The organism is Polaribacter ponticola (assembly GCF_026191475.2).
Classification (GTDB): domain Bacteria; phylum Bacteroidota; class Bacteroidia; order Flavobacteriales; family Flavobacteriaceae; genus Polaribacter; species Polaribacter ponticola.
Genome location: NZ_JAOSLC020000003.1, coordinates 2,252,026 through 2,275,145, shown reverse-complemented (window position 1 = coordinate 2,275,145; position 23,120 = coordinate 2,252,026). Strand labels below are relative to the sequence as shown.

The following is a 23,120-nucleotide window of genomic DNA, read 5'->3' as shown; positions in this document are numbered from 1 at the left end:
CTATTTTGAAAAAGTTTAATTGTATTTTGCTTGTTGATGATGATATTTCTACAAACAGATTTCATCAGATTGTAATTGATAGTTTAGCTGTTACAAATAATATTGTTTTTTCTAAAAACGGAAAAGATGCTCTAGATTACTTAATGCATCAAGGAGATTATGCCAACAAATTAAGTGATTTCATAAAACCCAATTTAATTTTTATAGATTTAAACATGCCAGTTATGGATGGTTTCAGGTTTATAGAACTATATACAAAAACAAGTGAGTTTAATTTAAATAAACCAAGAATTATAGTTTTATCAACAACATTAATTCCAGAAGAAAAAGAAAAAATAGAAGCTAATGAAAATATTTTTATGTTTTTAAATAAGCCATTAAGTAAAAGCACGCTTAAGGAATTGTTTAACAAAATGTAATTTTTGGTAAAGAAAAATAAACAATAGTTCCTTTATTAAGTTCTGAGTCTATCCATATTTTACCAGCATACAATTCGATAATTTTTTTACAAATAGCTAAACCCATTCCAATTCCTTTAAAGTTATCTTCGTTATTTATCTTAAAAAAAATATCGAAAACTTTATTGTTATCTATTTTATCTATACCTATTCCATTATCTGAAATACTAAATAAAAAATCATCATTCTCAGATTTACAATCAATTACAATTTTAGTATCAACTTCATTTTTAGTAAACTTTATACTATTTTCAATTAAATTTAAAAAAAGTAAATGAATATCATTTTGATTTCCAATCATTATCAAATTATTTGAAGGAAAATCTAAAACTGCATTTTTTTCTTTTATCTGATCTGCTAAAATTTCTTTTACTGAAGAAAAAACTTCATTTAAAACAACCTTATCCTCCCTTGCTTTTGTACCTATAATAGAATACTCTAATAAAGATGTTATGTAACGCTTCATTTTATAGGAAGATTTCTTAATAACAGTAATACTCAATTGCTCTAAATCATCTAACCTATTTTTATTTTCTTCTAAAATACTTAAATAAGAAATAATATTATTGAGAGGTTGCTGTAGATCATGAGAAGCTAAGTATGAAAACTGAGTTAACTCTTTATTCTTATTCTCTAAATTTTTAATATTTAGGTTTTGTTTCTCGATCAATTGCTTTTCATTTTCGAACGCATCAAAATCAATTAAAAAATTATGTGCTCCTAAAACTACTTCACTCTTTTTATTATCTTTTACTCTAAAACCTATAAATTTAGTATTTAATAAATAACCGTTTTTATGAAGATATCTAATAGGCAAAATAAAACTAGTTTCTTCTTTTATTTTTACTAATGCTAAGTTAATAACTTCAACGTCTTCTTTAAAAACAACATCTTCCCATAAAATTTTATTGCTTTCAATTTCATTAGTGGTATACCCTAGTTTAATTAAAAAATCAGGACTTAACCATTCATTTTTAATATTAACTGATTCAAAATTTCCGTAAAAATCAATTGTTTGACTATAAACAAAATCTAATACAGTAGGACTTTTTTGAATTAAATTATACAATTGCACTTTAATAAAAGTTTCCACAAAGTTTATTTTTAATTTTAATTAATATCTTAAAAATATAGGGGTACACTAAAATACAAATAATTTATTTTAGTACCTTAAAAAACTAACTATGGTTTATAGTTAGTTAATATAAATTATTTTAATTACAGTCCTACAGTTTACTCTTTAACATTTTAGGGGTAGCAACTGTTCTAAATCCCATATGATCAGATCCAGAATCTATTGCAACACCCATTTTTGCCGAAATTCTAAAACTAGCACAATAAGAAGCGTGACATAAAAAAGAACCACCCTTCATAACATGTTCTATTTGGTAAGGATTACTTGGACTATAAGATTTAGTAGCACCTTTTGGGTTCAAAATTGGTTTTGAAGTATCTAAGTTTTGATAATAATTAACATTAAATAAATCGCTTGTAAGTTCCCAAACATTACCAGCCATATCATATAAACCAATATTATTTGGTGGATATGATTTAACTTCAGAAATAAACTCAAAACCGTCTTTAGATTCATTTTTTGTTGGAAAAACGCCTTGCCAAGTATTTGCATTAGCATCTAAAATTGAGGCATCGTTCCCCCAAGTAAAAACAGCATCTGTATTATTTCCTTGAGCAGCAGATTCCCATTCAGCTTCGGTTGGTAAACGTCTGTTTGCCCATTTACAATATGCCAGAGCATCTTCTAAAGCAATATGAACTACAGGAAAATTATCTTTTTCATCAATAGAAGAATCTGGTCCTTCTGGATGTTTCCAATTTGCACCAATTTTCCAAGTCCACCATTGTCCATAATTATTCATATTTACTACAGCGTTTACATTTTTATTAAAAATTAAACTCCCTGGTTGTAATATAGAATCATGAGGTTTAGGTGTTCCTGCAGGTACTTGGCTTTTCATCAATTCCCAATCTATTTTACGTTCTGCAACAGTTATATATTTAGTTGCATCTATAAATTTTTTAAATTGTTTATTGGTAACTTCTGTAGCATCTATATAAAAACCATCTACAGTAACATTATGTGCTGGTTTTTCTCTTGCCATTGCGTATTTATCTAACTCTTTTGCGCCTTGTAAAAAAGTTTTTGTTGCTACCCAAATCATATTTTTAGGTGCTTTTATTTCTGAAGTTGTATCGTTATTTTTGGTTTTTTCTTTTTTACAACTAAAAGCTATCATAATAAGAGAAAATATAAAAGCAAGACGAATAAATTGTAGTTTAGTTTTTTGATAAAACATATATTTTTTTTGTAAAGGTATTATATGAAATTTAATTTTTCAAAAGATTTGTTTAAAATAGGAATATCATCAACTTGAAGTCACTTATCTAAAATTGTTGCATAGATAGATCTAAAATCGATAGTATGAATTAAATCTCCATTTTATCTAAAATTGATAAATCTGAAGCATCATTATAAAAACCTTTTGTTTTTAGGTTTTCGCCAATTAAAAAGACATTATTCGCAGCTCCATAATCTGTACCATCAACAGCATTTTGCTGAACTCTTCTTCCAAATTTAGAAAAGATTAAAATTAAAGTATCTTTAAAAGTATTATTTTTCTTTAAATTATTTACAAAGATCTCTAAAGATTCACTATATGTTTTTACTTCAGTTAAATTACCCTTAAAAACGATAGATTTAGAATTTAAATCTATTTACTTTTCATGAAGGAAAGTGATAACGAATACTTAAAAAAAACTAGGAAATAATATATCAAAAATTAGAAGAGTTAATGAATTTAGTCAGCTAGATATTTGTGCAATTATTTCTATGGAAAAATCTAATTTGTTAGCAATTGAAAATGGGAGACAGAATGCATCTACTTTAACGCTAAAAAAAATCAGATGCAATTGATGTAGATGTTAAAGATTTTTTCAATTTCGATTAGTAATATAGGAAGTAAATCTCTATTTGTTGTACCTATGTTTACCCAATAAAAAACCTCAACTGTAAAAAGTTGAGGTTTTCCCTTTGTACTCAAGGTGGGAATCGAACCCACACTCTCGAAAGAACTGGATTTTGAATCCAGCGCGTCTACCAATTCCGCCACTTGAGCAAGTAATAAATAGGTTTGCAAATCTACTAAATATTTTTAGTATTTAAACTGAAAAAATAAATTTCAAACTCAATAAATAATATCTACTTTTGTACTCTTAAAACAACACACCTAAAAACCCATAAATGTCTACAAATCAATTAGCACCAAAATTATTTACCTGCAGGCAGAGTACTGTTTTGGCAGAAAAAATTGCAAAAGAATACAATATTAAACTAGGAAAAGTTAAAACTACCTACTTTAGTGACGGCGAATTTCAACCAGCATTTGAAGAATCTGTACGTGGAAGACGTGTTTTTATCATAGGATCTACATTTCCGAATGCAGACAACTTAATGGAAATGCTACTCATGTGTGATGCTGCAAAAAGAGCATCAGCAAGACATATTACAGCAGTTATGCCTTATTTTGGTTGGGCTAGACAAGATAGAAAAGATCAACCTAGAGTTGCTATTGGAGCAAAATTAGTTGCAAAACTTTTAGAATCTGCAGGAGCAACAAGAATCATGACCATGGATTTACATGCAGATCAAATTCAAGGATTTTTTGAAAAACCAGTAGATCACTTATTTGCCTCAACTATTTTTATGCCATATATAAATAGTTTAAAATTAGATAACTTAACTATTGCTTCTCCAGATATGGGAGGTTCTAAAAGAGCATATGCATACTCAAAACACTTACATTCTGATGTTGTAATATGTTATAAACAAAGAAAAAAAGCTAATGTTATTGGCCATATGGAACTTATTGGTGATGTTAAAGGTAAAAATGTAATTTTAGTTGATGATATGATCGATACTGGAGGAACATTAGCACATGCAGCCAATTTAATGAAAGAAAGAGGTGCTTTAAGTGTTAGAGCTATTTGTACACATCCAATATTATCTGGTGGTGCTTATGAAAAAATAGAGCAATCTGCTTTAACAGAATTAATAGTTTCTGATACAATTCCACTTAAAAAAGAGACATCTAAAATAAAAGTGGTATCTTGCGCGCCATTATTTGCGGATGTTATGCATAAAGTACAAGATAACACTTCAATTAGTGGACAATTTTTAATGTAAATTTTTAATAAATAAGTAATGAAATCAATTTCGATTAAAGGATCAAAAAGAGAAAGCGTAGGTAAAGTAGCAACTAAAGCCTTACGTAATGCTGGTATGGTTCCTTGCGTTATATACGGAGGAAAAACACCAATACACTTTTCAGCAGAAGAAAAAGCGTTTAAAAACTTGGTATTTACTCCAAATGTGTATACTGCAAGTTTAGATGTTGATGGGCAAAAAATACCTGCAATTTTACAAGATATTCAATTTCACCCTGTAACTGATAGAATTTTACATGTAGATTTTTATCAATTATTTGATGATAAAGAAATTACAATGAATATCCCTGTAAGATTAACGGGTACTTCTCCTGGTGTATTAAATGGTGGAGCTTTACGTTTTACAAACCGTAAATTAAAAGTAAAAGCATTACCAGCAAACTTACCAGATTTTATATCTGCAGACATCTCTAAGTTAAGAATAGGTAGTAAATTAGTATTATCTTCTTTATTTAACGATGATTATACTTTTATACACCCAGACAACACAGTTGTAGTACAAGTTAGAACTTCTCGTAATGCTACTGCAGATGCAGAAGAAGGTGAAGAAGAAGCAACAGAAGCTGCTGCAGAATAAATTTTGAGAAAAATAAATTACAAAAAGCGTTACAATTATGTAACGCTTTTTTATTGCTCTAAATTTATTTTAGAGTATCATATTATATAATTCTTCTTATTTTTGAAGAATGAATTTAAAAAACTTCTTTTATAAATTACTCTCTATAAAAGTTGAAACTAAAGAAGAATTGATGAAGAAATTTTTAATTGTTGGTTTAGGTAATATTGGTGATAAATACACAAACACACGCCATAATATTGGTTTTAAAATTGTTGATGAAGTTGCAGAAGAACATAAAGTTACTTTTGAAACTGATAAACTTGGAGATATAGCAACATTTCGTTTTAAAGGAAGAACATTTATTCTTTTAAAGCCTAGTACATATATGAATCTTAGCGGAAAAGCTGTTAAATATTGGATGGATAAAGAAAATATATCCATAGAAAATATTTTAATAGTAACAGATGATGTACATATAGATTTTGGTAGTATCAGACTAAAAGCTAAAGGTTCTGCAGGCGGACATAATGGATTAAAAGATATTCAAGAAAAACTAAACACACAACAATATGCACGCTTTAGATTTGGCGTAGGAGGAAACTATAGCAAAGGAAGACAAGCCGATTTTGTGCTAGGTGAATGGAATAAAGAAGAAACTAGCCTATTAATAGAACGTATACCAACATCTGTAAAAGTAATTCTTTCTTTTGGTACAGCAGGATTAGCAAATACTATGAATACTTTTAATGGTAAGTAGTTGTACTGTAAAAACTAGCTACAATTTTTAAAACAAAAAAGGTGTCGAATTCGACACCTTTTTTGTTTTAAATACATAACTTAATTATTGTCTAGTAAAACTAATTCTGGTTGAAACATCTAACGTTTCATTTCCATCAGTAACTTCTTCTTCTTTACTTAAAGAGAAAAAGTTCTCATTAAAAACAGTAACATCAAGAGCCCCTTTCAGAAGTCCTTCTGTTCCAGAAAATGTAATCGTATTCTCCAAACTATTAATTGAAAACTCTCCCGAGCTATCAATATTAATTATCTCAGTTTTATCTACTTGATCACCACTCACAAATTTTGTAACAGCCACTACTCTATAAGCCCCATTTAAAGTAAATGTACCATTAGACTTCATAACTAAATCTAATTGAAAAGTATCGCCATTAGCCTCTATAGAACCTACTTCAAATGTAATTCCATTACTTGTAGTACTAATTGCTGTGTTTAAAGAATGACTAGTAACATCATAAGTACCTGCTATATTAGCATTAGACAATACAAAAAGAGGTTCATTACTATTATTATTACTGCATCCAGTAATTGAAACTGTAATTAAAAGAACTAAAATAAATTTAAAGAATTTCATATTATTATTTTTATTTCAAATATAACTCATAAAAGAGAAATATATTATTATGTACAATTGTTTAATACTAAAACTTAGTTTTCGCTAGCAAACCATTCTGCAAAACTAGTTTCTGTTTCTGATAATTTTATAGAATGTAGTTTGATGTTTTCTGGTAACCTAGTTTTTATTTTTTCTGCAAAATCAATCACCATCATTTCACTAGTTGGTTGGTAATCTACCAAAATAACATGGTGATCTCTTTCTTGTAATTCTTTTGCCAATTCTAAATGAGGAGTATTTTTATTAAATACAGTAGCATGATCAAATACATCTACAATTTCTTCATTAACAATTTTTTTAAGATCGCCAAAGTCTATCACCATTCCAAACTTTACATTTGTATTATCTGTAATTGGGTTTCCTGAAACCGTTACAGAAAGTTTATAAGAATGTCCATGAACATTTTTACATTTTCCATCATAACCATATAATGCATGACCAGTTTCAAAATTAAACTGTTTTGTAATTCTTATTGTGCTCATTAACGTCTATTTCTAAATTTGTTGTAAAAATAAACAATAACTAACACCACTGCTAAGACTAGAAATAAATAATCTCCTCCCATTTTTTATATTTTTTATTAATCTATTAGAAATCCCTGTAAAACATCAGCAATTTTTCTATTGTCTGATAATTGTGGAATTTTATTCTGCCCACCAAATTTACCAATTGATTTCATATACTCGTGAAAACCACCTTTTTTTATTTTTCTAATAATTAACGGGCGCAATACTTTCCCTTCAATTAAATCTAAATAATAAATGTTCTGTTCTTGCATAGAAGCATCTATTTTAGATGTAAACTCTTCAATATTATCTGGTTCATTCTCAAACTCAATAAACCATTCATGATATGGCAAGCCACTTTCTGGGTTTACTTGTGGCGCAACCGTAAATTCACTAATATTTATTGCTGTCCCTAAAATAGAATCGTTTAAAGCTTTCTCAACTTCTTTACCAATAACGTGTTCTCCAAAAGCAGAAATAAAATGCTTGATTCTACCAGTTACTTTTATCCTATGAGGTTTTATTGAAGTAAACTCAACAGTATCTCCAATGTTATATCCCCACAAACCAGCAGAAGTATTTAAAATAATAACGTAATTAACTCCTATTTCTACATCTTTTAAAGAAATTCTAGAAGGATTTTCATTATAAAACTCAGTTGCAGGAATAAATTCATAAAAAATACCAGAATTAAGCTGTAACAACATTCCTTTTTCCGTTTGACTATCTTGATATGCTATAAAACCTTCAGATGCAGGGTACAACTCTATATAATCTATTTTTTTACCAATTAAGCTTTCAAATTTGTTCTTATATGGCTCAAAGTTTACACCTCCATAAACAAAGAAATTAAAATTAGGAAATAACTCCGAAACTGATTTACCAGACTTTTCAATCAGTTTTTCAAAATACATTTGCACCCACGAAGGTATTCCGCTAATAACAGACATATCCTCATTAATTGTTTCCTCTACTACAGCATTTACTTTAGTATCCCAATCTTCTATACAGTTCGTTTCCCAACTTGGTAATCTATTTTTTAATAAATATTGAGGTACATAATGTGCTGCAATACCACTTAATCTACCTAATTTTACGCCTTTTTTATCTTCTAAAACTGGGCTTCCTTGTAAAAAAATCATTTTACCATTTACAAAACTAGCATCATTTTTTTCTGCTATATAAAACAACAAAGCGTTTCTTGCAGCTTTAATATGAGATGGCATAGAATCTTTTGTTATTGGTATATATTTTGCTCCAGATGTTGTGCCAGATGTTTTTGCAAAATACAAAGGCCTTCCAACCCAAAGAACATTAGATTCACCAGCTACAATTCTATCAACATAAGTTCTTAAACCTTCGTAATCTGTAACTTTTACTCGTTTTTTAAAATCATTATATGTAACAATATTCTCAAAATCATGATCTTTGCCAAAAGCAGTATTTTTCGCTTTTGAAATTAACTTCTTAAAAACTTTGTCTTGAGTTTTATATGGTTTATTTGCCCATTTAAAGACTCTTTTTGTAACAACTTTAGCAAACGGAATTGCAAAAACAGATTTTATACTCATTATTTAAAATCGATCAAATTTATTGGGTTTATCGCATATCCTCCACTCCAAAGTTCAAAATGCAAATGTGGCCCAGTGGTAAGTTCTCCTGTAGAACCTACGCTCGCAATAACTTCTCCAGATTTCACAAAATCTCCTTGTTCTTTTAGTAAATTACCATTGTGTTTATATACAGATATATAATCATCTGCATGTTTTAAAATAATAACATAACCAGTTTCAGTAGTCCAACCAGAAAAAATCACTGTTCCATCTGCAGTAGCCTTTACAGCGGTATTTTTTTTAGCAACTATATCTACAGCTAAATGATTATTAGAATCGAAACTTTGAGAAACTGTACCTGTTAAAGGTGCAAAAAACACAATTTTTACGTTTGTTGAAGCATTATTTTGTATAGGAAAACGGTCTTGACTTTCAATTTTTTCTCTAAAAATAGAGTCTTCTTTTGATGCATTTAGCAAACTATCTTGTATTTCAAAAGTATCTGTTTCTAATTGAATTGAATCTATTTTTTCAGCCTCAATATCTCCAGTTAAAATAGGTTGTAAAGCTTTTGCATAACTCTGTAAAACTTCTAATTTACGTTTTAGAGAATCGGTTTTAAAAGCTAATTTTGTTGCTTTTATTTTTAAATTTGTAGATGAATATCCTGGTATATACTCTTTTACAGGAGTAAAAGTAATAAAGAACGTTGTAACTAAAATTAACAAAAAAGAAAGAACACCTCCCAAAACAAAAACATTTAACAACGATAATTTTAATGAAAATCGCTCTTCAAAAGTATTCTCGTTTAAAACAACTAACCTGTATTTATCGGTTAATTTTTGTTTTAATTTTCCTTTTTTCTTGGTTTTATTATCCACAAAGTGCTTTTTGAATGTTCTTTAAATACAACGTAAAAATAGCAAAACTATTTTTTATAAAAATTCATTTCATCTATGTATTCCCACACTTCTTTACTCAACAGTGGTTTAATGTTCTTTTTATCTTTTATTCCGTTTCTAATCATTGTAGATGAAATCTGTACTATTGGAGCATTAACAACATGAATTTTAGAATGACTTTTAAACTGATGATCAACGCTGCCTTCTGCTATTCTAGGGTACACGTATATGTGATGATGCTCTAAAATAGTTTCATAATTTTTCCATTTGTGAAGGCTCTTTAAATTGTCTTCCCCCATAATTAAACAAAATTCTTTACCTGGATAAAGATCAGAAATATGCGCTAGGGTAAAAACGGTATAATTGGGTTGCGGTAACTTAAACTCAATATCCGAAGGTTTAATTTTCTCATAATTCTCAGTAGCCCTATAAACTAACTCAAACCTATGATTATTTTCTAATAAAGAACTTTTCTTTTTAAATGGATTATGAGGTGTTACTACCATCCAAATTTCATCTAAATCTGAATTTTCAACCATGTGATTTGCAATAATTAAATGCCCAACATGAATTGGATTAAAAGTACCAAAGTATAAACCAATTTTACTCATTTTTAAAAATTTTTTAGAAAAAGAGTAAAGAATGAGATTTGTAAATTATCTCTAACTTTCTTCTTTTCTCTGTATTCTACTTTCTTTCTTCTTTCCCCTCTTTTAAATCTAAAAAATCACACATTAAATCTTCTGCTTCTTTAAGAGCAACTTCTAAATCATAGTTTTTAATAATTTTATCAAACTGTGGTGCAGTTGCCAACTCTACAGAAGCTTTAGCTATTCGCATATTTATTTTATCTTCACTTTCTGTAGATCTTTTTTTCAATCTAATCTTTAACTCGTCTACACTTGGAGGTTTTACAAAAACAGATAATGTTTTTTCTGGAAATTTCTTTTTAATACGCAAACCTCCTACAACATCAATATCAAAAATAACATGCTTTTCTAATGCCCAAATACGCTCTACTTCAGTTTTTAACGTTCCATAGAAATTATCTCTATACACCTCTTCCCACTCTAAAAATTCATCTGCTTTAATTTTACTCTTAAAATCTTTTAAGTCTATAAAATAATAATCTTCTCCATTTTTTTCAAAACCTCTTGGTTCTCTAGAAGTTGCGGAAATAGAAAACTCTAAATTAAATCTTTCTTGCTTTAATAAATGACGAACTATAGTTGTTTTACCTGAACCTGAAGGTGCTGAAAACACAAATAACTTTCCTTTAAAATCTGACATTATAATTTATTATTTGTCATGCTGAACTTGTTTCAGCATCTGTTTTTATTTTGTTGAGAAGCTGAAACAAGTTCAGCTTGCTTTATAATATTTGTAAAAACATTTTAAAGCACATTCAGAATTTGTTCTTTAATTTGTTCTAACTCATTTTTCATTTGAATAACAGCTTTTTGCATTGGAGCAAAATTAGCTTTAGAACCTGTAGTATTTATTTCTCTACCCATTTCTTGCACAATGAATCCTAATTTTTTTCCATTAGAATCTGGTGTTTCTAACGTTTGTAGAAAATAATCTAAATGATTAGATAAACGAACTTTTTCTTCATTAATATCTAGTTTTTCTAGATAATAAATTAATTCTTGTTCAAACCTATTTTGATCTGTATCAACCTTTAAATCGTCTATAGCTTTTTGTAAACGAGCTTTTACGTTTTCTATTCTATCTGCATCAAAAGAATATACTTCTTCTAAAAATTTTCTAATATTGGTAATCCTCTCTCTAAAATCTATTTCTAAAGAAGCAGCTTCATCAATTCTATATTGTACTATTTCTTTAATAGCAACATCAATATTTTCATTAATTAAATTCCACTCATTTTCATCTAACTCTTCACGTTCAGTTTTTAATGCATCTGGCATTGTAATAGCCATTTTTAATAGCGATACATCATCAGAAGAACCAGTTTGCACAACGTTTCTTAACTGTTGCATGTATTCTTTTACAACTCCATGATTTATAGTTGTTGAAGTTTCATCAGCAGTCATTTCAACAAAAATTGAAAAATCTACTTTTCCTCTTACCAAAGAACTTGCAAGTTTTTTACGGACTGACAATTCCTTTTCTTTATAATAAGATGGAATACGAACATTTAAATCTAAATTTTTACTGTTTAAAGATTTAATTTCTACAGTTACTTTTTTTGTTGGTAGTTGTAATACAGATTTTCCATAACCTGTCATAGATTGAATCATACAATCGTTGTTTTTAAATGAACGGCAAAGATAAGTTTTATTTGCTTGATTTTTCTACTTGTTTAGTAACCAAATAAACTCCTAAAAAGATGAGTAAAGTAGCGCAAATTTTAACCAAATTTAAAGAGTCACTACCAACTATTAAAGCGTAAATAGTAGCAATTACTGGTTGTAAATAGATAAAAACACTTACTGTTGTTGGTTTTAATTTTGATAAACCATATAAATTAAAAAGATAAGTAATACAAGATGTAAAAACCACTACAAAACCAATATTCCAGTAAATATTTACTGGCATTTCTAGCCAACTAACTTCCATTAACTCATTATAACCAAAAGGTATTGTAAAAATTAAACCTAATAAATACAACCATTTTACTAAAAATATAGGATGATATTTTACAATCAAGTTTTTAGAAATTACTAAATACAATCCGTAAGATGCTGCATTTACAAAAACTAAAAAATTACCCAAATTACTATTCGTAGCATTTGAATCTGCTGCGTTACCATAAGTTATTAATAAAACAGTACCAATTAACCCAATTATTACACCTAAAACCCTTTGCCTACCAATAGGTTTACGAATTAATATACTTGAAAAAATTAACACTAAAATAGGAGAAGTTACCATCATAACAGAGGCACTTATTGGTGTTGTTAAACTTAAACCTTTAAAAAAAGAAAGCATATTTAAACCAACTCCAAAAAAAGACGCCAATAATAACGTTTTATAATCTGCCTTATCTAATTTTTGCGACTTAATAAATAACCCAAGAATCCAAAAAATAGTAGTTGCCCCAATAACTCGAATTAAAATAAAACCAAAAGGTTTTACGTACAAAGGCATTACTTCTTTTGCAATTGTATAATTAACACCATAAATTAAAGTAGCAATAGAAACTGCTATTAAAGCTAAAGTTCTTTGGTTTATTTTCAAATCTGTAATTCTAAAATTTAGTATGTAAAGTTGATGATAAATTTTAATTTATAGCAAAAAAAGAGCTTCAATATAATTGAAACTCTTAACTTTTATTATTTAATCCTTGTTAGTCTACCAAAGGTGGAATTCTTAAAACCTGTCCTGGATAAATTTTATCTGGATGAGATAACATAGGTTTATTAGCTTCAAAAATTACTGGATATTTCATGGCATTTCCATAATAGTTCTTTGCTATTTTTCCTAATGTATCACCTCTCTCTACTGTATGAAATTGTGCCATTTCTGCTTCTTCAATAACCTCTATTTTTGCAACCGTTAAATTGTCTTCTACAGATGCAACACCGTTTGTGTTACCTACAACTAAAACCACTTTTTCTTTTGTAGCTAAATCTATTGCTTCTCCCCAAAGAGTTACAGCATCATCGTTTACCTCAATAGACAAATCTGAAACTTCCAAATTATGAGAACCTATTGCCTCTCTTAATTGCGATGATTTTTCTGCATTTTCTTCTTCTGTTGTTTTACCTATGCCGAAAACTTTTGCTCCGGCGTTTTTAATGAATGAAAAAATTCCCATTTTTTTAATTTTAATTAATAATTATACTGTTGATTTTAAATAGCAACCTTATAAAAGAATGCTTTATATTTGTTAGACACATATTTTTTTATGAAGACACATTATATTGGAGAAAATAATTCGATTTTAAATAATTTTATATCAGAAATAAGAGATGTAAAGATTCAAAAAGATTCTTTACGTTTTAGAAGAAACATAGAAAGAATAGGTGAAATTCTTAGCTATGAATTAAGTAAAAGTCTTTCTTACTCTGGAGTTTACTTAGAAACACCACTTGGTAAAAAGAAAATACAATTACCTTATAATGATATTGTTTTATGTTCTATTTTAAGAGCTGGATTACCACTACACCAAGGCATGTTAAATTATTTTGATAAAGCTGAAAATGCTTTTATTTCTGCTTATAGACATCACCCAAACAAAGGAGAAGACTTTGAAATTGTGGTTGAGTATTTTGCTTCTCCAGAAATTGAAAACAAAACGCTACTTCTTGCAGATCCAATGTTAGCTACAGGGCAATCTTTAGTAGCTGTTTACGAAGCAATAAAAAAACACGGAACCCCAAAAGAACTCCATATAGTTGCTGTTATTGCCTCTAAAGAGGGTGTAGAATTTATTGAAAAACATTTTCCTGAAAATACTCATTTATGGATTGCCGCCATTGATGACAAACTAAATAGTAAAGGCTACATTGTTCCTGGTTTAGGGGACGCTGGAGATTTAGCTTTTGGAGAAAAACTATAAAGAAAAGCAAAGGAGAATAGATCCAATTAAAAAAAGTAAAGCAGCAAGTTTTTAATAAACTGCTTTTTTACTAACTCTACTCCGTTTGCACAAATTACTGAAACAGGAAAAAGAATATAAAGAATTTCAGAACCATTTTTTTCTGGCTTTAAAATCAAAAAAATTATAACTATTAAAAAATTGGCAATTAGCAAATACCAACTTTTTCTAAAAGTATTATTCACTGCTAATGTTGCGATAGATTTAAATACAATAGAAACAAAAGAGACAATAAAAACACTTGTAAACAACCTAATATACTTCGAAGACTTATAAAGTTCTATATCAAAATTAAGTGTATAATTAAAAAGCTCCGTAAATTCTATGGTTTTGTCAATCCAAAAAAGATATGTAAAGTAAATAAATAATGGAGTTGCGAAACCTATTATTGGTACAAATAAAGTGTTTAATGTAATTTTTTGATGCAAAAAAACTCCAATAAATATTATTACTAAAAACAAAATCGATAGCGGTTCCAAAATAAATAACACACCTAACCAAAAACCACAATCAAATAATTTCTTAATTAATATTTTTGAAGTACGCAAACTGTATACTTTCCTTAAAAAAAACAAATAGATAATTACTAAGATTAAACTCTTAAAGTTAGACAATTCGGCCAAAAGGCAAACTTGTAAAACAGTAAAAAGAAAGAAAGCAAAAGAATTATCGAATGTTAATTTATTTTTACTTAAAATAAAATTATAAAAGAAAAATACTCCTAAAAATAAAAACAATAGAATAGTACTCTCTAAAAGGCTATCAAGCACAAATCCGTTTTTAAAAACCGCTAGTAAAACATTAATTATATAGCAAAAGAAAAAGAAAATTAATAAACCTATAAAATTGATTGGTTTAGATTTGTTTAAAAAATTGGCTAGCATTGTTTCTTTTGTTATTTTTGCAGCGTAAAGATAATTAAGTTATGATAGCAAGCAATATTTTTAGATGGATTGGTAGTTTATTTACAGATTTATTATTCCTTCCTTTTAAATGGTTACGTTTAGATGTTGCCACTGAACTTTCTGGTTGGTGGACTTCTAATATGGTAAACTGGATTTTTATGGTAGTTCTTTTAGTATTATTTGCATATTGGATGAAAGAATCTGCAAAATTCTTAAAAGAAGGAACAGAAGATAGAGCTTAGTTTATACTGTGGGAAGCAAAAATAAGTTAAAACGTTTCAAAGAAAATGAAACGTTTAAAAACGTAATTCAGCCAACTAGAGAAGAAGTTGTTTCTAATTTTTCTTTAAAAGGAAAATGGAGTACTTTTTTAAGAATGATAATCCTATTATTTTAGAATTAGGTTGTGGTAAAGGTGAATACACAATCGCTTTAGCACAAAAATACCCTGAAAAAAACTTTATTGGCATTGATATTAAAGGTGCTCGTTTTTGGCGTGGTGCTAAAACTGCTATTGAAGAAAAGCTAGAAAATGTAGCTTTTGTTAGAACTCAAATTGAGTTAGTCGATTTTATTTTTGCCGAAAATGAAGTTTCAGAAATCTGGATTACGTTTCCAGATCCGCAAATAAAGTACCAACGTACAAAACACAGAATGACAAACACGTCATTTTTAAAGAAATACCATCATATTTTAAAGGAAGACGGAATTATGAATCTTAAAACAGATTCTGAATTCATGCACGGTTACACTTTAGGATTGTTACATGGAGAAGGTCATGAAGTTTTATATGCAAACCATACGGTTTATAAAAACGAAGGCGCTCCAGATGATGTTTTATCTACACAAACTTTCTACGAAAAACAATATTTAGAAACTGATAAAGCGATAACTTATATTCGTTTTAAGCTAAATTATTAATAAACGTCATTGCGAGGAACGAAGCAATCTGTAATTCAGAAAGCGAATTTTTTAGACTATTGAAGAATCTCATTAAACGTTGTATCTTCACTTCGTGAAAGAATCCGATAATTTTTTTGAAAGAGTTTACAAAGTAGCACGTTTAATTCCGTTAGGAAAAGTAACAAGTTACGGTGCAATTGCAACTTATTTAGGAGCTGCACGATCTGCAAGAATGGTTGGTTGGGCAATGAACAAAGCACATAATTTAGAAGACGTTCCTGCACACAGAGTTGTAAATAGAAAAGGTTTACTTACCGGAAAGCATCATTTTGATGGAACCAATTTAATGCAACAATTGCTGGAAAACGAAGGAATTGTTGTTATTGAAAATCAAATTCAAGACTTAGAAAAAGTCTTTTGGAATCCTTCGGAAGAGCTTTAGTTTGTCATTCTGAATTTATTTCAGAATCTCATCAAACCTGTCTCCTTTCCAATAGTTAAAGCTCTTTTTATTAATAGCAACTTTCTTTAGAAAACCTCTTTCGACCAACTCTTCAATATCTGTTCTTGCTGTTTGATTTGTTACAGAAAAAGTATTTTCAATCTCTTTAATTGTAAAGAATTTTGTTCCATTTTTTTCTAATTTGTACAAAACATCTGCTTGTCTTTCATTAATACCTTCAAACTGTAAAAACTTCAATAAATTAGATTCTTCTTTTTTCTTTTTAGCAACATATTTTTTCAAGTCCTCAAAAGCTTTTATCAATACTTTTACTTGATAATGAATAAAATAAGTAACATCCATATCATCAATCTCTGTATATAAATAGGCTTTTTCATATTGGACTTTAGTTTCCATAATTACTCTAGAAATTGATAAATATTCTGTTAACCAATAGCCGTTTTTTAATAAATACCAATAAAAAATAGCTCTAGCAGTTCTTCCGTTTCCATCAACAAACGGATGAATATAACCAATTAAAAAGTGTAAAATACTTGCTTTTACAATTGGGTGAATAAAATCTTCTTTAGGATTATTGTTGAAAAAATCCACAAAAGATTCCATCAAATCATTTAATTCTTTATACTCTGGTGGAGTATGCACTGTTTCTCCTGTAATTGCGTTTACAACCTTTACATCGTTACTATTTCTAAAAACACCAACATTTTCTTTTTCTAAAGTATTTTCTGTAACTAATCTGTGTAACTCGTAGAGTTTTTCAATAGAAATATCTTCTTCTTTATGTTCACTTATATATTGAATCGTTTTATAATTATTCAATATCATTTGCTCAGAATGCGTTTTTGGCTTTTTATTTTTACGCAACATATCTTTCGCTTTAATACGAGTTGTAGTTGCACCTTCAATCATAGAAGAAAAAACAGCTTCTTCCATCAAGGCGTTTTTTAAATATTGTTGTTTTTCTAATTCTGATAAAAGCTGTTCTTTTTGTAAACCTGCGCCAAAATTGAAGTCTAAATAGTGGAGTTTTTGTTGGAGGAAATCATTAACATTGAAATTATAATTTATATCAAAACAATCAAAATCTTTTAAATCACTAAATAGATACTTTTTTTAGAAATTACATTTCTTCTAACCTTGATTGTATGCCAGATTAATTCATTTACAGGAATATCGGTTTTTAAATAAGTAAAATCTTTATTATTGTAATGCTTTATTTTATCCCAATACAAATATTCTCTTTCAATTTTTTTATTTTTTCAACACCAGAAGGTTTAAAGGAAAATATATGAAATATACCCTCATCTAATATTTTTTCTCTTATCGTTTCTTTTTTTCTATTTCTGGCGCTTTTTCAATCATAATTAAAAATATTTCCTAATTATTATAAAATTTACAAATAATTACAAATAATTACAAATATACGTTTTATTCTATTATTTCCTAATTTTTTAAAAATTAGGAAATAATTATAAGACTAACTGTTATAATCCTATCTTATCAATCCATAAATAATCACAATCTACTTGCTTTATTTTCTGCTTACTAAGACGTATCTTTGCAATCAAGATTAAATAAAGATAAGACGTGAGTTTTAAAAAACAAGATATATATAAAGTATTAGAAACTATTACTGCACCAGGAGAAGGTAAAAGTTTAATAGAAAATAATAATGTTACAAACGTAGTAACTTTCGGTAACGAGGTTTTAATAGACGTAACAATTAGCAATCCAACCTTACAAGCAAAAAAGAAAGTTGATACAGAAATTACAAAAGCTTTAAAAACTGCTTTTGGCGAAGAAATTGATGTAAAAGTAACTGTAAAAGTTGTTGCGGCTGCACCAAAGGAAAATCCGAATCAAATTCGCGGAAAAGAAATTCCTAATATTCAGAACATTATTGCCATTGCATCAGGAAAAGGTGGAGTTGGTAAATCTACAATTACAGCAAATACTGCTATTTCTTTAGCAAAAATGGGCTTTAAAGTAGGTGTTTTAGATGCAGATGTTTACGGTCCATCACAGCATATAATGTTCGATGTAGAAAAAGAAAGACCACTTTCAGTAAAAGTAGAAGGCCGTTCTAAAATGAAACCCGTAGAAAATTACGGCGTAAAATTATTGTCTTTAGGGTTTTTCACAAATCCAGATCAAGCAGTAATTTGGCGTGGACCAATGGCTTCAAAAGCATTAAATCAATTAATTTTTGATGCAGATTGGGGCGAGTTAGATTTCTTATTAATCGATTTACCACCAGGAACAGGAGACGTGCACTTATCAATAGTACAAGCCTTACCAATAAACGGCGCAGTTGTTGTAAGTACACCTCAAAACATTGCCTTGGCAGATGCTAAAAAAGGAGTTGCAATGTTTCAACAAGAAAGCATAAACGTTCCTGTTTTAGGAATTATAGAAAATATGGCATATTTTACACCAGAAGAATTGCCAGAAAACAAATACTATATTTTCGGTAAAGACGGAGCAAAGAATCTTGCAGAAGATATAAAAACACAATTTTTAGGAGAAATTCCTTTAGTACAAAGCGTAAGAGAAGCCGGTGATGTTGGTCATCCCGTAGCATTACAAAACGGAACAAAGTTAGAAAAAGCTTTTGCCGATATTACTAAAGAAATGGTTTCTCAATTATTAAAAAGAAATGCAAATTTACCACCAACCGAAGTTGTAAGAATTACAACAATGAGTGGTTGTAGCACAAAATAATCTCAGATTATGACAGCAACAGAAACACAAAATAACGTAGAAAAAGCCTTAGAAGAAATTCGTCCATTTTTAATAAGCGATGGTGGAAATATTAAGCTTTTATCTATAGAGAACAACACGGTAAAAGTGCAGTTAGAAGGCGCTTGTATTGGTTGTTCCGTAAATCAAATGACGTTGAAAAACGGAGTTGAAGCTACCATTAAAAAGTACGCGCCACAAATTGAAGAAGTTATAAATGTTCAATAAGCTGACAAAAATCAGTTTTTAAGCATTCAAAAAAATATAATTTTGGGCGTTCCTTTATCCTGAAGGCATTCAGGACCAAGTCGGGCTTTTCGCACTCGCTTTTTTTACTTGAAAAAAGTAAAAAAGAGCTCAAACAGTTGCTTCAATCCCTAACGCGCTCAACAGCATAAAAAATTAAAGTACGTCATTGCGAGGAACGAAGCAATCTCTTTATTAATAAGTAGATTACTTCGTTTTTCTCAATTAACGAAGTAAAATTTAAAAAAGTGATTACAACAGATATCTTAATTATTGGAGCAGGACCAACCGGACTTTTTACTGTTTTCGAAGCAGGTTTATTAAAACTCCGTTGTCATTTAATAGATGCGTTGCCACAAGCTGGCGGACAATGTTCAGAAATTTATCCAAAGAAGCCTATTTATGATATTCCAGCTTATCCAGAAATATTAGCGGGCGATTTAACCGATAAATTAATGGAACAAATTAAACAATTTGAACCAGGTTTTACATTAGGAGAACGCGCAGAAACTATAGAAAAACAAGAAGACGAAACCTTTATTGTAACCACAAATAAAGGCACAAAACATCATGCAAAAGTAGTTGCTATTGCTGGTGGATTAGGTTCTTTTGAACCAAGAAAACCACCAATTCCAAACATTGCAGATTTTGAAGATAAAGGTGTCGAATACATAATTAGAGATCCAGAATTTTACAGAGATAAAAAAGTAGTTATTTCTGGAGGAGGAGATTCTGCTTTAGATTGGTCAATATTCTTAACAGATGTTGCTTCTTCAGTAACGTTAATTCACAGAAGAAACGAATTTAGAGGCGCTTTAGATTCAGTTGATAAAGTACAAGAATTAAAAGACGCAGGTAAAATTACCATGATTACACCTGCAGAAGTTAAAGGAATTATTGGAACCGATAAAGTTGAAGGTGTTTCTGTAGTACAAAAAGGAGAAGAGCCATTTACAATAGAAACCGATCATTTTATTCCGCTTTTTGGATTGTCGCCAAAGTTAGGTCCAATTGCAAATTGGGGATTAGAAATAGAGAAAAACGCAATTAAAGTAAACAATGCGTTAGATTATCAAACCAACCGAGAAGGAATTTACGCGATTGGAGACGTAAATACATATCCAGGAAAATTAAAGTTAATTCTGTGCGGTTTCCACGAAGCAACATTAATGTGTCAAAGTGCTTACAAACGCATTTTTCCAGATAAAAAATACGTTATGAAATACACAACTGTTGGAGGTGTAGAAGGTTTCGATGGAACCAAAAAAGAAGCCCCAAAAGCGGTGGTTAAGAAAATAAATTAGTAGTTAGTAAAGAGGAATTAGTGGTTAGTAAACAGTTTAGTTATGGCAATTCAAAAATTTGAAGACATTATTTTTTGGCAAAAATCTCAAGATTTTTCAGTTGCAATTTATAATGAGTTTAAAAACAATAAGGATTTTTCTTTTAATGATCAGATAAAAAGAGCTTTAGTTTCTATTTCAAATAATATTGCTGAAGGTTTTGATAGAAGTTCAAATCCAGATTTCAAAAGGTTTTTTTATTTTTCGTTAGCATCAAATAGTGAAGTCCGTTCTATGCTTTATTTAGCCGTAAGATTAAATTTTATTCCTGAATTATCAGCCAAAAAATTAATTGATAATTCAAATGAAATTGCAAGAATGATTTTTGGTTTAATCAAATCTTTAAAGTAATCCAACTAACACCTAACTACTAAACCCTGATTCCTATGAAAGATATCACCCTAAAAATAACCGACCGAGAAGGAAAACTCCATGAAATTCTTGCGCCAACAGACATGGCAATGAATTTAATGGAAGTTGTACGTTCTTATGAATTAGCTCCTGAAGGAACTATTGGTATTTGTGGCGGAATGGCAATGTGTGCATCTTGCCAATGTTATGTAAAATCTAACCATAAGTTACCAGAAATGGGAATTGATGAAGATTTGATGTTAGCAGAAGCGTTTCATGTAGAAGACAATAGTAGGTTAGGTTGTCAGATTCAAATAACACAAGAAATGGACGGATTAGAAGTGGAACTCGCTCCAGAAAGTTAATTTTTTCAACATCCAACTTCCAGCTCTTAACTTATAACTTCTACAAAAACTTTCTGTATATTTGTAGAGCAACCAACTTAAAAGGGCTAAAAAATGTATTTAGACTTACTGTCACTTTTAAAATATTTGATAAAACGTAATCCGGAATAAGGGTTAAATGTACTAATATATCAATGTTAAAATGTATCAATTACACAATTGTTACATTGTTTTATTAACTCATTAATACATTAAAAAATGCCTTTTTATCATAAATTAGGAGAAATTCCACCAAAACGCCACACACAATTTCGTAAAAAAGACGGTTCTTTATATTACGAGCAACTGTTTGGTACTATTGGTTTCGACGGAATGTCTACCAACTCATACCACGAACACAGACCAACAATGGTCAAAGAAATTAGAAAGCAATATCCGGTAAAGCCAAAAATTGCCAAAGCAAATAATATTCAATCTTACAGGTTTCGCGGATTTCAAGTGCCGCCAGAAAACGACTATTTAGAAAGTAGAAAAGTTGTTTTAACAAACTCTGATTGTAATATTATTCTGGCGGCCCCAAAACAATCTACCAAAGATTATTTTTATAAAAATACCGATGCAGATGAGGTAATTTTCATCCATAAAGGAACCGGAAAATTAAGAACTCATCTTGGAAACATCGACTTTAAATACGGAGATTATTTAGTAATTCCTCGTGGAATTATTTACAAATTAGACTTCGATGATGAAAATAATCGTCTTTTTATTGTAGAATCTTACAGCCCAGTGTACACGCCAAAACGTTACAGAAACTGGTTTGGTCAATTGCTAGAACATTCGCCATTTTGTGAGCGCGATCTACGCAGACCACAAGAATTAGAAACCTATAACGAGTTAGGAGATTTCTTAATCAAAGTAAAAAAACAAGGTGAAATTATAGAAATGGTCTATGCTTCGCATCCTTTTGATGTTGTGGGTTATGATGGATATAACTTTCCGTATGCATTTTCAATTCACGATTTTGAACCAATAACAGGTCGCATTCATCAACCGCCACCAGTACATCAAACTTTTGAGACAAATACATTTGTAATTTGTTCATTCGTTCCACGTTTGTACGATTATCATCCAAATTCAATTCCTGCGCCATACAATCACAGTAATATAGATTCCGACGAGGTTTTGTATTATGTAGATGGCGATTTTATGAGCAGAAACGATATCGATCAAGGCCATATTTCCTTGCATCCAGCAGGTATTCCTCACGGACCACACCCAGGAACGACAGAAAAAAGTATTGGTAAAACAAAAACCGAAGAATTGGCGGTTATGGTTGATACATTTAAGCCGTTACAAGTTACCGAAGAAGCCATGAAAATTGCCGATGAAGATTATTATAAATCTTGGTTAGAGTAAATCCCATCTTAATCTTCCCGAAGGGAAGAAACGAGTAACGTAAAAAACTATGTTTTCTATGTTACTATGTGGTAAAAAAATAAAACGTTCATTAAAATAAAAATAATTAGAAGCTATTTCCAGCTTTTCGAACTCGCTTTTTTTATTCAGAAAAAGAATAAAAAAGAGCTCAAACAAATGCTTCAATCTGGGCTAAACCTGTTTTGAAGAAA

At 29.5% G+C, this 23,120-nt stretch carries 25 protein-coding genes, 1 tRNA gene and 1 pseudogene; 14 read left to right on the top strand and 13 right to left on the bottom strand.

What is annotated here, in order from left to right:
- Window positions 1-5: 5 nt before the first annotated feature.
- Complete coding sequence (locus tag N5A56_RS15505) at window positions 6-419, top strand: response regulator (protein WP_265726534.1); 414 nt, start codon at window positions 6-8, stop codon at window positions 417-419.
- Here N5A56_RS15505 and N5A56_RS15500 read toward each other — a convergent pair.
- The 3 genes from N5A56_RS15500 to N5A56_RS15485 all read right to left on the bottom strand — a co-directional run bounded on the left by N5A56_RS15500 (window position 406) and on the right by N5A56_RS15485 (window position 3,592).
- Window positions 406-1,551: a PAS domain-containing sensor histidine kinase gene (locus N5A56_RS15500; RefSeq protein ID WP_265726535.1), complete on the bottom strand. Its 1,146-nt coding sequence runs from the start codon at window positions 1,549-1,551 to the stop codon at window positions 406-408. The genes N5A56_RS15505 and N5A56_RS15500 overlap by 14 nt on opposite strands.
- Before the next feature lie 133 nt (window positions 1,552-1,684).
- Window positions 1,685-2,773 carry a formylglycine-generating enzyme family protein gene (locus N5A56_RS15495; RefSeq protein WP_265726536.1) on the bottom strand — a complete coding sequence of 363 codons (1,089 nt, stop codon included), beginning with the start codon at window positions 2,771-2,773 and terminating at the stop codon, window positions 1,685-1,687.
- Window positions 2,774-3,510: 737 nt separating this feature from the next.
- Window positions 3,511-3,592, bottom strand: a tRNA-Leu gene (locus N5A56_RS15485).
- A gap of 125 nt (window positions 3,593-3,717) precedes the next feature.
- Between N5A56_RS15485 and N5A56_RS15480 the strand changes: the two genes are divergently transcribed.
- From N5A56_RS15480 to pth, 3 genes are all read left to right on the top strand, one after another.
- A complete protein-coding gene (locus tag N5A56_RS15480; RefSeq protein ID WP_265726537.1) occupies window positions 3,718-4,659 on the top strand; it encodes a ribose-phosphate pyrophosphokinase in 942 nt (313 codons plus the stop codon).
- A gap of 18 nt (window positions 4,660-4,677) precedes the next feature.
- A complete protein-coding gene (locus N5A56_RS15475) occupies window positions 4,678-5,277 on the top strand; it encodes a 50S ribosomal protein L25/general stress protein Ctc (RefSeq protein WP_265726538.1) in 600 nt (199 codons plus the stop codon).
- Between the two features lie 109 nt (window positions 5,278-5,386).
- Complete coding sequence (gene pth / locus N5A56_RS15470; RefSeq protein ID WP_265726539.1) at window positions 5,387-6,016, top strand: aminoacyl-tRNA hydrolase; 630 nt, start codon at window positions 5,387-5,389, stop codon at window positions 6,014-6,016.
- Between the two features lie 84 nt (window positions 6,017-6,100).
- Here pth and N5A56_RS15465 read toward each other — a convergent pair whose 3' ends face one another.
- The 9 genes from N5A56_RS15465 to lysM all read right to left on the bottom strand — a co-directional run bounded on the left by N5A56_RS15465 (window position 6,101) and on the right by lysM (window position 13,415).
- Window positions 6,101-6,631 carry a hypothetical protein gene (locus N5A56_RS15465; RefSeq protein WP_265726540.1) on the bottom strand — a complete coding sequence of 177 codons (531 nt, stop codon included), beginning with the start codon at window positions 6,629-6,631 and terminating at the stop codon, window positions 6,101-6,103.
- A 74-nt stretch (window positions 6,632-6,705) separates the two neighbouring features.
- Entirely contained in the window at window positions 6,706-7,155 is a 450-nt protein-coding gene (locus N5A56_RS15460) for a 6-pyruvoyl trahydropterin synthase family protein (protein ID WP_265726541.1), read from the bottom strand.
- Between the two features lie 98 nt (window positions 7,156-7,253).
- Complete coding sequence (locus tag N5A56_RS15455; protein ID WP_265726542.1) at window positions 7,254-8,750, bottom strand: GH3 auxin-responsive promoter family protein; 1,497 nt, start codon at window positions 8,748-8,750, stop codon at window positions 7,254-7,256.
- Complete coding sequence (locus tag N5A56_RS15450) at window positions 8,750-9,613, bottom strand: M23 family metallopeptidase (protein WP_265726543.1); 864 nt, start codon at window positions 9,611-9,613, stop codon at window positions 8,750-8,752. The genes N5A56_RS15455 and N5A56_RS15450 overlap by 1 nt, the downstream gene beginning before the upstream one ends.
- A 47-nt stretch (window positions 9,614-9,660) precedes the next feature.
- Window positions 9,661-10,245 (bottom strand): nicotinate (nicotinamide) nucleotide adenylyltransferase, encoded by a 585-nt coding sequence (nadD, locus tag N5A56_RS15445; RefSeq protein ID WP_265726544.1) that lies wholly within the window; start codon window positions 10,243-10,245, stop codon window positions 9,661-9,663.
- Window positions 10,246-10,321: 76 nt separating this feature from the next.
- Entirely contained in the window at window positions 10,322-10,924 is a 603-nt protein-coding gene (gene gmk, locus N5A56_RS15440) for a guanylate kinase (protein ID WP_265726545.1), read from the bottom strand.
- A 104-nt stretch (window positions 10,925-11,028) separates the two neighbouring features.
- The gene (locus N5A56_RS15435; RefSeq protein WP_265726597.1) at window positions 11,029-11,883 is read right to left on the bottom strand and encodes a YicC family protein; all 855 of its coding nucleotides are present in this window, start codon (window positions 11,881-11,883) and stop codon (window positions 11,029-11,031) included.
- 49 nt (window positions 11,884-11,932) lie between these two features.
- Entirely contained in the window at window positions 11,933-12,829 is an 897-nt protein-coding gene (locus N5A56_RS15430; protein WP_274270597.1) for a DMT family transporter, read from the bottom strand.
- A 115-nt stretch (window positions 12,830-12,944) separates the two neighbouring features.
- A complete protein-coding gene (lysM, locus tag N5A56_RS15425) occupies window positions 12,945-13,415 on the bottom strand; it encodes a peptidoglycan-binding protein LysM (protein ID WP_265726546.1) in 471 nt (156 codons plus the stop codon).
- 90 nt (window positions 13,416-13,505) lie between these two features.
- On the opposite strand from lysM, the gene upp reads away from it, so the two are divergent.
- From upp to N5A56_RS15400, 4 genes and pseudogenes are all read left to right on the top strand, one after another.
- A complete protein-coding gene (gene upp, locus N5A56_RS15420; RefSeq protein WP_265726547.1) occupies window positions 13,506-14,159 on the top strand; it encodes a uracil phosphoribosyltransferase in 654 nt (217 codons plus the stop codon).
- 964 nt (window positions 14,160-15,123) lie between these two features.
- Window positions 15,124-15,345, top strand: a complete 222-nt coding sequence (locus N5A56_RS15410; RefSeq protein ID WP_265726549.1) for a DUF6341 family protein — start codon at window positions 15,124-15,126, stop codon at window positions 15,343-15,345.
- Between the two features lie 8 nt (window positions 15,346-15,353).
- A pseudogene (trmB, locus tag N5A56_RS15405) lies at window positions 15,354-16,024 on the top strand (tRNA (guanosine(46)-N7)-methyltransferase TrmB).
- A 94-nt stretch (window positions 16,025-16,118) separates the two neighbouring features.
- Window positions 16,119-16,448 carry an MGMT family protein gene (locus N5A56_RS15400; protein WP_265726551.1) on the top strand — a complete coding sequence of 110 codons (330 nt, stop codon included), beginning with the start codon at window positions 16,119-16,121 and terminating at the stop codon, window positions 16,446-16,448.
- 15 nt (window positions 16,449-16,463) lie between these two features.
- Here N5A56_RS15400 and N5A56_RS15395 read toward each other — a convergent pair whose 3' ends face one another.
- Window positions 16,464-17,402, bottom strand: coding sequence for a Fic family protein (locus tag N5A56_RS15395; protein ID WP_265726552.1), 939 nt, complete (start codon window positions 17,400-17,402; stop codon window positions 16,464-16,466).
- 654 nt (window positions 17,403-18,056) lie between these two features.
- Between N5A56_RS15395 and N5A56_RS15390 the strand changes: the two genes are divergently transcribed.
- The 6 genes from N5A56_RS15390 (at window position 18,057) to N5A56_RS15365 (ending at window position 22,908) form a co-directional block, all read left to right on the top strand.
- The gene (locus tag N5A56_RS15390) at window positions 18,057-19,190 is read left to right on the top strand and encodes an Mrp/NBP35 family ATP-binding protein (RefSeq protein ID WP_265726553.1); all 1,134 of its coding nucleotides are present in this window, start codon (window positions 18,057-18,059) and stop codon (window positions 19,188-19,190) included.
- Between the two features lie 9 nt (window positions 19,191-19,199).
- Entirely contained in the window at window positions 19,200-19,436 is a 237-nt protein-coding gene (locus N5A56_RS15385) for a NifU family protein (protein WP_265726554.1), read from the top strand.
- Window positions 19,437-19,702: 266 nt separating this feature from the next.
- Complete coding sequence (locus tag N5A56_RS15380) at window positions 19,703-20,758, top strand: NAD(P)/FAD-dependent oxidoreductase (protein ID WP_265726555.1); 1,056 nt, start codon at window positions 19,703-19,705, stop codon at window positions 20,756-20,758.
- 42 nt (window positions 20,759-20,800) lie between these two features.
- Complete coding sequence (locus tag N5A56_RS15375; protein ID WP_265726556.1) at window positions 20,801-21,148, top strand: four helix bundle protein; 348 nt, start codon at window positions 20,801-20,803, stop codon at window positions 21,146-21,148.
- Window positions 21,149-21,183: 35 nt separating this feature from the next.
- Window positions 21,184-21,513: a 2Fe-2S iron-sulfur cluster-binding family protein gene (locus N5A56_RS15370; protein WP_265726557.1), complete on the top strand. Its 330-nt coding sequence runs from the start codon at window positions 21,184-21,186 to the stop codon at window positions 21,511-21,513.
- 237 nt (window positions 21,514-21,750) lie between these two features.
- Entirely contained in the window at window positions 21,751-22,908 is a 1,158-nt protein-coding gene (locus tag N5A56_RS15365) for a homogentisate 1,2-dioxygenase (protein ID WP_265726558.1), read from the top strand.
- Window positions 22,909-23,120 lie beyond the last annotated feature (212 nt).